We start from the raw sequence: 12,165 nt of genomic DNA on the forward strand, positions 1-12,165 counted from the left end.
CGCGTCGGTTGCCGCGGAATTCCGCGGCAGCCGGAACCGCGCGGGCTGTATTGCAGGAGTTATGCACCATTCGTCTTGGCACACCTGAACCATCGATACACATGACTGAAGTAGCCTGAAACTGTAATGACCACTTATCTGCTGCGCCGCTTTGCCTTCCTGGTGCTCTCGCTGGTGCTCGCCATGGTCGTACTGTTTGTGCTGCTGCGACTGCTGCCAGGCGACCCCGCGAACGCGCTGCTCTCGGTGAATGCCACCCCTGAGCAAATCGCCGCCGCGCAGGAGCAGGTCGGGTCGAACCTGCCGCTCTGGCAGCAGTTCACCACCTGGTTCGGCGAGATCGTCACGCTGAACCTTGGCAATTCGTTCGTCTCATCGCTGCCCGTCGGCCCCGAGATCATGTCGCGGCTGGCCGTGACGATTCCGCTGACGCTCATCTCCTTCAGCCTCGCCCTGGTGCTGTCACTCTTCGTCGGCTTCATCGCGGCATGGAAAGCACGCACCTGGTACGGGTCAGCCCTCTCCGCCATCTCGCAACTGGGCGTTGCCGTTCCGGCGTTCTGGGTCGGCATCCTGCTGGTGAGCGTGTTCTCGGTGAACCTGCGCCTGTTCCCGTCCGGCGGGTTCCCGCGTGACGACTGGGCAGACCCCGCCGACGCGCTGCACTCGCTCGCGCTGCCGGTGATCACCATCACCATCGTGATGACCGCCTCCATCTCGCGCTACGTGCGCTCCGCCACGCTCGATGTGCTCGGCAGCGACTACATCCGGAATGCTCGGGCGCTCGGTTCGCCGTTTCGGAGCGCAATGTGGCGCCACGGGCTGCGGAACGGCTCTGTGCCCGTCATCTCGATCCTGGGAATTGAACTGGCCACCACCTTCCTCGGCGCCGTCGTCATTGAAAGTGTCTTCACCTTGCCTGGCCTCGGCAGCATGCTGCTGAAGGCCATCGCCCAGCATGACTACCCGAATATCCAGGGCATCCTGCTCGTCAGCACCGTCGCCGTGCTGCTGATCGGCTTCGTCACCGACATCATCCAGCGGCTGGTCGACCCGCGCCTCCGCACCAGCGTGGCGGTGAATCGCTGATGACTGCCGTCACGCCCACAGAGGCGTCACCCGAGACCCGGACGGGTGCCGCCTCGGCCCTCGTGCGCCGCCGCACCTCGCGCTCCGTGACACTGACCATCGGCCTGGTGCTCGTTGGCATCATCGTGCTGATGGCGCTCGCCTCCCTCGTCTGGCTGCCGTATCCACCGGCGGACACCTCTGGCACCCGCCTCGAAGGGCCAAGCGCAGAACACTGGCTCGGCACAGACAAGCTCGGCCGCGACCTGATGACCCAGCTGATGATCGGCGCGAGGATCGCGCTCATCGTTGGGGCGGCATCCGTTGCCATTGCCGCCGTGATCGGGATTCTGCTCGGCCTGCTTGCCGCCTTCGCGACGAGCTGGCTCGATGACACGTTGTCGGCGCTACTCGACATCCTGATCGCGTTCCCCACCCTGCTGCTCGCGATGCTGATCGTGGCCGCGCAGGGGGCGTCGCTCTGGTCGGCGGTGCTCGCCATCGGCCTCGCGATGTCGGCGATCGTCGCCCGGCTGACCAGGGTGCTGGCCAAACGCGTGCTCGCAGAGCAGTACATCACCGCCGCCCGCACGTCGGGTACCGGCTGGCTCACGATCATCCGCGCACACGTGATGCCCAATATCTGGCCGACGCTGTCGGTCAACCTGGCACTGCAGTTCGGCATCGCCGTGCTGGCAGAGGCCAGCCTGTCGTACCTGGGGCTCGGGGCGCCGCCGCCCAACGCGTCATGGGGACGGATGCTGCAGGAAGCGCAGAGCACGGTGGCGACGGCTCCGATCGGTGCCATCGCTCCCGGGCTTGCCCTCGTGGCACTCGTGATCGGCGTCAACCTGGTGGCCGATGGCCTGCGGGACGTTGCAGATCCGATCAGGAGGAAGTCACGATGACGCCGGTGACCACCACCACCACGCCTGACCAGGCCGCCGTGCTGAGCGTGCATGGCCTGTCAGTTGCAACGGATGATGGCCGCACGTTGGTTCGATCGCTCTCGCTTGAGTTGAACAGGGGCGCACGCCTTGGCCTTATCGGTGAATCCGGCTCCGGTAAATCGCTGACCTCGCTGGCCATCACGGGGTTGCTGGCGCCTGGCCTGCACGCGACGGGCAGCGTGACGCTGGCCGGCACGCACGTGATCGGCGCGAGTGAGCGCACGCTGATGCCCATCCGCGGGAGCCGTGCCGCGATCGTCTTCCAGGAGCCGCTCAGCTCCCTCGATCCGCTGATGCGCCTCGGCAAGCAGCTGGCAGAACCGCTGCGCAGGCACCAGGGATTGCGTGGCACCGCACTGAACGAGGCCGTGCTCGCCGCCTTCGCAGAGGTGAGCCTGCCAGACCCGGAGCGCATCGCCCGCTCATACCCGTTCGAGGTCTCCGGCGGCCAGCGGCAGCGCGTGGCCATCGCCATGGCGCTGGCCTGCCGCCCAGAACTCTTGATCGCAGACGAACCGACGACGGCACTCGACGTCACGGTGCAGGCCGACGTGCTCGACCTGCTCGACCGGGTGATCGCAGAGCGCGGCATGTCGCTGCTGTTCATCAGCCACGACCTGGCCGTTGTGGCGCGGATGACCGACCGCGTGATCGTGCTGCAGAACGGTGAAGCCGTGGAGTCTGGGGCGCTGGCGACCATCCTGACGGCGCCACAGCATCCGTACACGGCAGAACTCGTGCGGAGCGCACGAATCCTCGACGCGGCACTGGAGACCTCATGACGGCCATCCTGGAGCTTCGGGGCGCGGGTTTCGCCTACCGCGGCGGTGCAGACGCGCTGACCGGAGTGTCATTCGCCGTCGAGGCCGGAACCAGCGTTGGGCTCGTGGGGGAGTCTGGCGCTGGCAAGACCACCCTCGTGCGGCTGTTGCTCGGCCTCGCGTCGCCGTCGAGCGGCCAGGTGCTGTTCGACGGAGCGCCGCTGGTACCCACTGACCGCGCCCAGATGCGCCAATTCCGCCGCAGTGTGCAGACGGTCTTCCAGGACCCGTACTCGTCGCTCGACCCCCGGCAGCGGGTGGGCCGCATCGTCTCTGAGCCGTTGACCTCGCTCGGGATCGCGCGGGGTGCCGCAGCGGATGCGCTGGTCGCAGAGGCGCTCGAGTCTGTTGGTCTGCCAGCGGATGCCGCCAGCCGCTACCCACACGAATTCTCCGGCGGGCAGCGCCAGCGCATTGCTATCGCGAGGGCCATCGTGCCTGGCCCTCGGCTGATCCTGGCGGACGAGCCGCTGAGCGCACTCGACGTGACGACGCGCATCCAGATCATGGACCTGCTCGTCGAACTCGGCCAGAAGCGCAACCTGACGGTGCTGATGGTGTCGCACGACCTGGGCGTCGTCGCATCGCTGTGCGCCCAGACGATCGTGCTGCAGAACGGGCGCGTCGTCGAGCAGGGCGAAACCGCGCAGGTGCTCGGTGCCCCGCGTGAGGACTACACGAAGCGACTGCTGGCGGCGGTGCCGCGCCTGCCTCGTTGAGTGAGTAACGAGCGCCAGCGAGTGTCTCGAGTTCCAGCGAGCCAACCCTCCCGCACAACCCGCCTATCTGCTGGGCAGACGACATCCGCTCGCAAGAAATCGACCTAAAACTCGTCGGTTAGGTCGATTTCTTGCGAGTGAATTACACAAATGTGCTGCGAGCTAGCTGTCGATGCCGAGCTTCTTGCGCAGGCTGGCCACGTGGCCGGTCGCCTTCACGTTGTAGAGGGCGAGCTGGATGGTGCCCGTCTCGTCGATCACGAACGTCGAGCGCAGCACGCCGGTGACGAGCTTGCCGTAGAGGTTCTTCTCACCCCAGGTGCCGTAGGCGTTGTGCACGGCGAGGTCTTCGTCGCTGAGCAGCGGGAAGTTCACGCCGTCGCGCTCCTGGAACGTCTTGAGCTTGGCGGGGGCATCCTTCGAGATGCCGAGCACCTGGTATCCGGCGGCCTTCAGCGACGAGAGGTTGTCGCGGAAGTCGCAGGCCTGCGTGGTGCAGCCGGGCGTCATGGCGGCCGGGTAGAAGTACACGACAACCTTCTGGCCAGCGAAGTCGGCGAGCGAAACCTCTGCGCCGTCCTGGTCAGTGAGCGTGAACTGCGGTGCAGGGTCGCCTGCCGAGAGGCGTGTGGAATCCGTCATGCCTCAACGCTACCCGAGCGGTGTCGTGTGTAGTCCTGCGAGACACGGAGCTGGCGGGTCGCTGCGGGCATGGGGTGTGCCCGTGCATAACTCCTGCAACGTGGTGTCGCCCGCGGGTAATTGCCCGAATTTCCGGGGCTGGATGCGAGGAACGGATGATTCTGCAGGAGTTATGCAATTCGGGCAGCGCCCAGCCGAGACTGCACACTCAGTGCGTCGACGGCGTCTTGGCGAAGGTCAGCAGTAGGCGCTGCAGCGAGTCGAGGCGCACTGCACCTGTCTCGCCGAGCTCGCCGGCGGCTACGGCCTCGTTGATGGCGCAGTCCGGCGCATCGGGCAGGTGCGTGCAGCCGCGCGGGCACTTCTCCGCAATGGCCGCAAGGTCGGTGAACGCCTTGAGGATGTTGTCGGTGTTGATGTGACCGAGCCCGAACGAGCGAACGCCTGGCGTATCGATCACCCAGCCGCGTCCTTCTGGCGTCTCCAGCCGCAGCGACACCGTCGATGACGACGTGTGACGGCCACGACCCGTGACGGTGTTCACCACGCCGACAGCACGCTTGGCTGCAGGCACGAGCGCGTTGACGAGTGTCGACTTGCCGACGCCAGAGTGTCCGACGAAGACCGTGTCATGCCCGATGAGCGCGCGTGAGATCTCCTCGACGGGAAGCTCGTCTTCGCGGCTCGTGAAGACCCTGAGGTCGAGCCCGGCGAAGTTGCTCAGGAACTCTGCCGGGTCGGCCAGGTCGGTCTTCGTGATGCAGAGGATCGGTGTAATCCCAGCATCGAACGCGGCAACGAGATAGCGATCAACGAGACGGATGCGCGGCTCAGGATTCGCCGCTGCCACCACGATGAGCATCTGGTCGGCGTTGGCGACGATGACGCGCTCCACGGCATCCGTGTCATCGGCGCTCCGACGCAGCAGCGTCTTCCGCGGCACGATGCGCACGATGCGGGACAGGCTGCCCTCGGCTCCCGTGGTGTCGCCGACGATGTCGACGCGGTCGCCCGTGACGACCGCGTGCTTGCGGAGTTCGCTGGCGCGCGCTGCGGTGACCTGGCGTTCGTCAGGCGTGTTCTCGTCGAGCATGACCGTGTAGCGACCACGGTCAACGGCGATGATGCGTCCGGTCAGCGCATCTTCGTGATCTGGGCGAGTCTTCGTGCGTGGCTTGTTGCCCTTGCGATTGGGGCGAACTCGCACGCTCGATTCGTCGTACTCCGGCTCGTCGTCGTCGTCATCGTTCGACCACCAGGACATCAGGACTGAACCCACATCTAGAGTGCAACTCCCGCGAAGAGTGAATGCCACAGTTCGGGGAACTGGGGGAGCGTCTTCGACGTTGTGCCGATGTTCTCAATCTCCACGCCGGGAACGGCCAGCCCGATGATCGCGCCGGTGGTCGCCATCCGGTGGTCGTCGTAGCTGCGCCAGGTGCCGCCGTGCAGCGGACGGGGCTCGATGTGCAGGCCGTCTTCGAGCTCTGTCACTGCGCCGCCGAGCCCGTTGATCTCGGCCACAAGGGCAGCGAGGCGGTCGGTTTCGTGGTGGCGGATGTGGCCAATCCCCGTGATGGTGCTCGGGGAGTCGGCCAGCGCCGCGAGTGCGACGAGGTTCGGTACGAGCTCTCCGCTGGTCGACAGGTCGAGTTCAACACCGCGGATGCTCTCACCCGCCGTCACCGTGACCCGGTCGCCGTCGCGCGTGACCGTGGCACCGAACAGCGGGAGCAGGTCGATGAGTCCGGCGCCGACCTGGGTCGTCGTATCGGGCCAGCCCGAGATGGTGACGCTGCCGCCCGCAACGAGTGCGGCAGCCAGGAACGGTGCGGCGTTCGAGAGGTCTGGTTCAATGTCGACCTCGCGGCCGGCGATGGCGCCTGGGCGCACGATCCACTCGCCGACGGCTGGCGTCTCGACGACGACGCCGCGAGCGGCCAGCGTGTCGATCGTCATCTCAATGTGGGGCATGCTCGGCAGGCGTTCGCCGCTGTGGCGGAGGTGCAAGCCGTCGTCGAAGCGTGCCGCGGCAAGCAGCAGGCCGGAGACGAACTGGCTCGACGTTGAGGCGTCGATGGTGATCTCGCCGCCGGCGACGGATCCGGTGCCGTGCACCGTGAAGGGCAGCGCAAGGCGGCCGTCATCGTTGATGTCGGCGCCGAGCGCGCGAAGGGAGGTGATGGTCGTCGCCATGGGGCGGCGGCGGGCACCCTCATCGCCGTCGAACGTCGTCGGGCCGAGGGCAAGTGCGGCGATCGGCGGCAGGAACCGCATCACCGTTCCTGCGAGGCCGCAGTCGATGGTGGTGGAGCCCAACAACTCTCCGGGGGTGACGAGCAGGTCGTCGCCGTACTGGCTGTCGCCAGGCACCTTCTCGATGGTGGTGCCGAGTTGGCGAAGAGCCGCGACCATCAGGTCGCTGTCCCGCGAGTGCAACGGCGAGCGAAGCAGCGACGGGGAGTCGGCGAGTGCCGACAGCGCGAGTTCGCGGTTGGTCAGGGATTTTGATCCGGGGAGCGCGAGAACGGCGTCCAGCGGCGCGGTAGAAACGGGCGCCTGCCACAGCACGGCCCGCTCGTCTGGAGCGGAATCACCGTACGGATTGAATTCAGGCTTGGAATATCTCGAGATCAGCATCGGTTATCAGAATAGTCGGTGATGTGAAGAAGAGGGAGGTTCGCTTGACAAGCTCAGCAGTCTTGGAGCGGCCAGTCATGGGTGCCGTAGACGGCCTAGGATTGCCGTTGATGACTTCAGAAACTCCTGACGTGCGCGATCTGTTCGAAGAACAGGCGATGCCGTTCATTGACCAGCTTTACGCTGCAGCCATGCGTATGACGCGCAATCCGTCTGACGCGCAAGACTTGGTGCAAGAAACCTTCGTGAAGGCGTTTGCCGCTTTCGCGCAGTTCCAGCAGGGCACGAACCTCAAAGCGTGGCTCTATCGCATCCTGACAAATACCTTCATCAACACGTATCGCAAGAAACAGCGTGAACCGTACCAGGGCACGATTGATGACCTTGAGGACTGGCAGCTGGGCGGCGCAGAGTCGACGACAGCCACCTCCAGCCGGTCGGCTGAGGCCGAGGCCATCGATCACCTGCCAGACAGCGCGGTGAAAGATGCACTGCAGGCTATTCCCGAGGATTTCCGGCTTGCTGTCTATTTCGCTGATGTCGAAGGCTTCTCCTATCAGGAGATCGCCGAAATAATGAAAACACCGATTGGCACCGTGATGAGCCGTCTGCACCGTGGCAGGCGCCTTCTTCGCGAGATGTTGGCAGGCTATGCAGCTGAGCGCGGGCTCGGCGGTGGCCAGTCAGCCGGCCAGAAGAACTCTGGGAGCAACTGATCATGACCGATTGCGGATGCGAGAAAGCGAAAGCCGAACTCGAAGAGTACTTGCACAATGAGTTGTGCAAAGAGGACGCTGCTGATATTCGCGAGCACCTCGAAACGTGCCCCGATTGCAGCAGCGAACACCACGTGGGCGTCACGCTCACCGAGGTGATGCAGCGCGCCTGCAAGGAGACCGCGCCAGAAGACCTGCGCGACCTGGTTCTGCAGAAGTTGCGCGCCGTTCAGTCGACGCACTGACCTTCGACGCACTGACCCTCGACGCACTGACCCTCGACGGTCGGCCGCTCCTGGTTCTCTGGCGCTGACGGTCACCCGCTGGCTGTCGCGGGCTGACCATCACACATCGGAAGAATCAAACTTTCGTTTGACGTACACCTAACCAGGTTAGCGATAGTCTGGATGACGTGATGACTACGCCCCGCACCCCCCAAGCCTCCCGGGTACCGACCTGGCTGCGCGTCCTGATTCCGACAGTCCTGATCGTGGTCTGGTTCGTGATGTTCGGGGCGGGCGGCGCCTCGTTCGGCAAGATCAGCGAAGTGTCGACCAACGACGCAGCCACCCAACTGCCGGCCAGCGCCGACGCCACACAGGTGCAGGCGCTTGAGTCAGAGTTCCGTGGCAGTGACACGCTGCCAGGCATCCTGCTCTTCCAGCGTGACGGTGGACTGACGGATGCCGATATCACGGCCATAGACGAGACGGTCACGACCCTCTCCACCATGGACGGCGTCGTCACCGATTCGGTGTCGCCGGCGATCGTCTCAGAAGACGGCGAGGCGGCAGAAGTCTTCTTGCCGCTGGCCACGGAAGACGTTAAACCGGCGGACACGGTCGCCGAGATTCGGGACTATCTTGAGGCCAACCCCATCGAAGGGGTGACCACGTTCATCACCGGCCCCGCCGGTCTGATCGCCGACCTCACCGGCGCATTCGCCGGCATCGACGGCATCCTGTTGCTCACCGCGCTGATCGCCGTCTTCATCATCCTGATCATCGTGTACCGCTCACCGCTGCTGCCGCTGATCGTGCTCGGCACCAGTCTTGCCGCGCTCTGCGCATCCGTTCTCGTCGTGGTGTCGCTGGCGCGTGCGGAGGTTCTGACGCTCACCGGCCAGACCCAGGGCATCCTGTTCATTCTCGTCATCGGTGCTGCGACCGACTACTCGTTGCTGTACGTGTCACGGTTCAGGGAAGCCCTGCGCGACAACGAACGCAAGTGGGACGCGACCTGGGTGGCGCTGCGTGGCGCATTCGAGCCGATCGTGGCATCGGGCGGCACCGTCATCGTCGCGCTCCTCTGCCTGCTCTTCAGCGACCTGAACTCGAACAAGTCGCTCGGCCCTGTAGCTGCGATCGGCATCGCGTTCGCGATCGTTGCCGCCCTGACCCTGTTGCCGGCCCTGCTGCTCTGGGCTGGACGCACGGCCTTCTGGCCGGTCCGCCCGAAGTTCGGTTCAGTGCACCCAGACCTCACCGGCGAGGGAGCGCGTGGCGTCTGGCCGAAGCTGGCCCGCCTCATCTCCAAGCGCGCACGTCTGATCTGGATCGCCTCCACCGTGCTGCTCGCCGTGTTGGCCATCGGTGCATTCCAGTTCAAGGCTGACGGTGTGTCTCAGAGTGACTTCGTGCTCGGCACCTCTGAAGCCCGCGATGGCCAGGCGGCACTCGGCGAGCACTTCCCTGGCGGATCCGGCACCCCGGCGATCGTCATCGGTCCTGAGGGCGAGCTGCAGGAGATGGCGGACGTCCTGCTCGCCAACGACGGCGTCGACTCTGTCGCTGTGATCGCCCAGGACTCGGTGAGTGGCACAACGCCCATCACTACCGACGGCTTGCAGGCCGTTGGGCGCCCCGGCACCCCGGTTGCCGAGCCCACGGTTGTCGACGGCACGGTGATGATTCAGGCCACACTGACGGATGCCGGCGACTCTGTTGCCGCGGAAGACACGGTGAGGGAATTGCGCACCGACCTCTCGGACGTTGACGACAGCATCCTGGTCGGCGGCACGACCGCCATCGCCATTGACACCAACGACACGTCGATCCACGACCGCAACCTGATCATCCCGATCATCCTCGGCGTCATCCTGCTGATCCTCATGCTGCTGCTGCGGTCGATTCTGGCCCCAATCCTGCTCATCGCAACCGTCGTGCTGTCGTTCGCCGCAGCTCTCGGTGTCTCGGCGTGGGTGTTCAACGGCGTGCTGGGCTTCCCCGGCGCAGACCCCGTCGTTCCGCTGTTCGGGTTCGTGTTCCTAGTGGCCCTCGGAATTGACTACAACATCTTCCTGATGAGTCGAGTGCGAGAAGAGTCCATCATCCACGGCACCCGTGAGGGAATCCTGCGGGGGCTCGTGGCGACCGGTGGTGTGATCACCTCTGCCGGTGTCGTGCTCGCGGCGACGTTCGCGGCGCTGGGTGTGCTACCGATCCTGTTCCTCGCCCAGATCGCGTTCATCGTGGCCTTCGGTGTGTTGCTCGACACCTTCCTGGTTCGATCGCTGCTGGTGCCAGCTCTGGCCTACGACATCGGACCGAAGATCTGGTGGCCGTCGAAGCTGGCCCGCCGCTAACCCTCCGCAGCAGAACCCTGGCGCGCATCAACCGCCCGGCTCGCGACTCTCGCGCGCCGGGCGGTTGTGCGCGCCAACCTGACAACCGGAGTCGAGACCACGTTGTGCATAACTCCTGCACTTTGCCCGTATCCCGCGGTGAAGCGCCAGTCCCAGCTCATCTCGCCGAATCTGCAGGAGTTATGCACTCGGCACGGGCGCTCGGAGCTCGGGTGGGCCGGGGGCCGGGGCACAGGGCACAGGGGCCGGGCACCGAGGCACAGAGGGCCGGGGCTACAGAGGGCCGAGGGCACAGGGCTCAGTGCTCGGTGTCGTCGTCATCGAGATGCTTCAGCCTGGACTCCTCCAGGTCCAGGAGTTGCTGGGCACGATCCAGTACGCGTGAGCTGTACCAGCCCACCGTCCTGGCCTCCAGAAGCGCGGCACGCTCCTCGTCGAGCACGCGCAGGCGTAGTGCGCGCTGTTGCGCATGCGGGCCGATACGCCCCTCTTCCCTGGTCTCGGTGACTGCATCCCGGATCCTCAGGCTGTCGGCACGCACACGCTCCACGACGCCGGGGTCGAACGGTTCGCCGTTGTCCTGGGCGAGCTCCGGATTGTCGAGCATCGCTGAACCGACCTCGCCGATCTCCTGAACGAGTGATGCGAATTCGGCGCGTTCCGTGTCCTCGTCCGTGCCGACGATGCCGAGCTTCTTGATCAGCCATGGCAGCGTGCCGCCCTGGGCAAGCAGCGTGACGACGGCCACCGTGAACGCGATGAGGATGAGCTGCGGTCGGTACGGAATCGTGAGCGGGAGCGACTGGGCGGCAGCCAGCGTGACCACACCGCGCATGCCAGACCACGCAAGTACCGCCCCGCCCCGCCAGCCGAGACCCTCCTTGGCCAGCGAATCCAGGTCAGCCTGTTTCCTGTTTAAAAAGCGTCTCAACTTGCTCTTCTTTTGCGCGGACTTTTCATCGCGCACCGGACTCGCCTCGAGCCGATCAATCGCATGCGCCACATAGGGACCTTGTGCGGCGGCGCGTCGCTGATCCCGCCGCAGAACGACGATCAACGGCGCCACGAATGCCACCCTCACCAGAATCAGCACCACGGTGATGAGAATGCCAAGCGCCACAGCTTGCCTGACTCCAAGCTCTTGGCCCCTGGCCTGGATGATGAGTCCTCGCAGCTCGAAGCCCATCAGCAGGAAGACGCCGTTCTCCAGGATGAACTGGATGGTGCGCCAATTGATGCGCTCAGTGATGCGATCCTGCGCGCTGAAGTAACTGGCACTGCGGTGACCGGTGATGAGACCGGCCACGACCACGGCGAGCACGCCGGAGCCATTGATCTCTTCCGCTGGAATGTAGGCCAGGAACGGCACGGCAAAGGAGATCGTGGTGTTCAGCACTGGGCTGCCGAGCTTTGAACGCACCCAGACCGTCACGTAGCCGATGATGATGCCGACGGCGATCGCCGCAGCGACCGCATAGAGGAAGTCACCCGCAACCTGCCAGGCCGAGACCGCGCCTGCTGTCGCGGCGATGGCGGAGCGCAGCAACACCAGAGCGGATGCGTCGTTGACGAGACCCTCACCCTCCAGAATCGTGACCAGACGTGGGGGGAGACCGAGTCTCTTTGCTATGGCAGTCGCGGCCACGGCATCCGGTGGGCTGATTACCGCGCCGAGGGCAATCCCGGCGGCAAGGCTGAGGTCAGGCAGTAGCGCGTAGAGCAGGAATCCACTCACGAGCGCCGACACGATCACCAGCACCACGGACAGGCTCGTTATCGCCTTCAGGTTGCGCCGAAAATCAACCAGCGGAACGTTGACCGCCGACGCGTAGAGGATGGGCGGTAGCACCAGGGCGAGAATGAGTTCCGGCGGAAACTGAGGAGTCGGCACGCCGGGAATGAAGCTGCACGCGATTCCGACGACAACCAGCACAAGGGGCGCAGCGACGCCCAACCTGGATGCAAACGTCGAGACGGCAACGATGATCAGGATGGCGGCAAGTCCGAGAAGTGCATAGTCCACGT

At 65.1% G+C, this 12,165-nt stretch carries 11 protein-coding genes; 7 read left to right on the forward strand and 4 right to left on the reverse strand.

Features of this window, described 5'->3' with window-relative positions:
- The first annotated feature begins 126 nt into the window (after positions 1 to 126).
- Genes AC25Y4_RS08645 through AC25Y4_RS08660 form a run of 4 tightly spaced genes read left to right on the forward strand, consistent with a single transcriptional unit; the run spans position 127 to position 3,558 of the window.
- On the forward strand, positions 127 to 1,089 hold the full coding sequence (locus AC25Y4_RS08645) for an ABC transporter permease (protein ID WP_488119984.1): 963 nt from the start codon (positions 127 to 129) through the stop codon (positions 1,087 to 1,089).
- Positions 1,089 to 1,976, forward strand: a complete 888-nt coding sequence (locus AC25Y4_RS08650; protein ID WP_488119985.1) for an ABC transporter permease — start codon at positions 1,089 to 1,091, stop codon at positions 1,974 to 1,976. The genes AC25Y4_RS08645 and AC25Y4_RS08650 overlap by 1 nt, the downstream gene beginning before the upstream one ends.
- On the forward strand, positions 1,973 to 2,800 hold the full coding sequence (locus AC25Y4_RS08655) for an ATP-binding cassette domain-containing protein (RefSeq protein WP_488119986.1): 828 nt from the start codon (positions 1,973 to 1,975) through the stop codon (positions 2,798 to 2,800). The genes AC25Y4_RS08650 and AC25Y4_RS08655 overlap by 4 nt, the downstream gene beginning before the upstream one ends.
- Positions 2,797 to 3,558, forward strand: coding sequence for an ABC transporter ATP-binding protein (locus AC25Y4_RS08660; RefSeq protein ID WP_488119987.1), 762 nt, complete (start codon positions 2,797 to 2,799; stop codon positions 3,556 to 3,558). Before AC25Y4_RS08655 ends, AC25Y4_RS08660 begins: the two co-directional genes overlap by 4 nt.
- A gap of 162 nt (positions 3,559 to 3,720) precedes the next feature.
- Here the strand turns inward: AC25Y4_RS08660 and bcp are convergent, their stop codons facing one another.
- The 3 genes from bcp to aroA all read right to left on the reverse strand — a co-directional run bounded on the left by bcp (position 3,721) and on the right by aroA (position 6,840).
- Complete coding sequence (gene bcp / locus AC25Y4_RS08665) at positions 3,721 to 4,200, reverse strand: thioredoxin-dependent thiol peroxidase (RefSeq protein WP_488119988.1); 480 nt, start codon at positions 4,198 to 4,200, stop codon at positions 3,721 to 3,723.
- Between the two features lie 208 nt (positions 4,201 to 4,408).
- Positions 4,409 to 5,464 (reverse strand): ribosome small subunit-dependent GTPase A, encoded by a 1,056-nt coding sequence (gene rsgA / locus AC25Y4_RS08670; RefSeq protein WP_488119989.1) that lies wholly within the window; start codon positions 5,462 to 5,464, stop codon positions 4,409 to 4,411.
- Between the two features lie 17 nt (positions 5,465 to 5,481).
- Positions 5,482 to 6,840: a 3-phosphoshikimate 1-carboxyvinyltransferase gene (aroA, locus tag AC25Y4_RS08675; RefSeq protein ID WP_488119990.1), complete on the reverse strand. Its 1,359-nt coding sequence runs from the start codon at positions 6,838 to 6,840 to the stop codon at positions 5,482 to 5,484.
- A 77-nt stretch (positions 6,841 to 6,917) separates the two neighbouring features.
- Between aroA and AC25Y4_RS08680 the strand changes: the two genes are divergently transcribed.
- From AC25Y4_RS08680 to AC25Y4_RS08690, 3 genes are all read left to right on the forward strand, one after another.
- Positions 6,918 to 7,556: a sigma-70 family RNA polymerase sigma factor gene (locus AC25Y4_RS08680; RefSeq protein WP_488119991.1), complete on the forward strand. Its 639-nt coding sequence runs from the start codon at positions 6,918 to 6,920 to the stop codon at positions 7,554 to 7,556.
- Between the two features lie 2 nt (positions 7,557 to 7,558).
- The gene (locus AC25Y4_RS08685) at positions 7,559 to 7,801 is read left to right on the forward strand and encodes a zf-HC2 domain-containing protein (protein ID WP_488119992.1); all 243 of its coding nucleotides are present in this window, start codon (positions 7,559 to 7,561) and stop codon (positions 7,799 to 7,801) included.
- Between the two features lie 170 nt (positions 7,802 to 7,971).
- Complete coding sequence (locus AC25Y4_RS08690; protein ID WP_488120457.1) at positions 7,972 to 10,140, forward strand: MMPL family transporter; 2,169 nt, start codon at positions 7,972 to 7,974, stop codon at positions 10,138 to 10,140.
- A gap of 298 nt (positions 10,141 to 10,438) precedes the next feature.
- On the opposite strand, the gene AC25Y4_RS08695 is transcribed toward AC25Y4_RS08690, so the two are convergent.
- Entirely contained in the window at positions 10,439 to 12,163 is a 1,725-nt protein-coding gene (locus tag AC25Y4_RS08695; RefSeq protein ID WP_488119993.1) for a cation:proton antiporter, read from the reverse strand.
- Positions 12,164 to 12,165 lie beyond the last annotated feature (2 nt).

The sequence above is a fragment of the Leifsonia sp. Y878 genome, from assembly GCF_057669685.1.

Coding starts and splice junctions, on each gene's coding strand:
- AC25Y4_RS08645 (WP_488119984.1), top strand. CDS start 127: ATGACCACTTATCTGCTGCGCCGCTTTGCCTTCCTGGTGCTCTCGCTG.
- AC25Y4_RS08650 (WP_488119985.1), top strand. CDS start 1,089: ATGACTGCCGTCACGCCCACAGAGGCGTCACCCGAGACCCGGACGGGT.
- AC25Y4_RS08655 (WP_488119986.1), top strand. CDS start 1,973: ATGACGCCGGTGACCACCACCACCACGCCTGACCAGGCCGCCGTGCTG.
- AC25Y4_RS08660 (WP_488119987.1), top strand. CDS start 2,797: ATGACGGCCATCCTGGAGCTTCGGGGCGCGGGTTTCGCCTACCGCGGC.
- bcp (WP_488119988.1), bottom strand. CDS start 4,200: ATGACGGATTCCACACGCCTCTCGGCAGGCGACCCTGCACCGCAGTTC.
- rsgA (WP_488119989.1), bottom strand. CDS start 5,464: ATGTCCTGGTGGTCGAACGATGACGACGACGACGAGCCGGAGTACGAC.
- aroA (WP_488119990.1), bottom strand. CDS start 6,840: ATGCTGATCTCGAGATATTCCAAGCCTGAATTCAATCCGTACGGTGAT.
- AC25Y4_RS08680 (WP_488119991.1), top strand. CDS start 6,918: ATGGGTGCCGTAGACGGCCTAGGATTGCCGTTGATGACTTCAGAAACT.
- AC25Y4_RS08685 (WP_488119992.1), top strand. CDS start 7,559: ATGACCGATTGCGGATGCGAGAAAGCGAAAGCCGAACTCGAAGAGTAC.
- AC25Y4_RS08690 (WP_488120457.1), top strand. CDS start 7,972: ATGACTACGCCCCGCACCCCCCAAGCCTCCCGGGTACCGACCTGGCTG.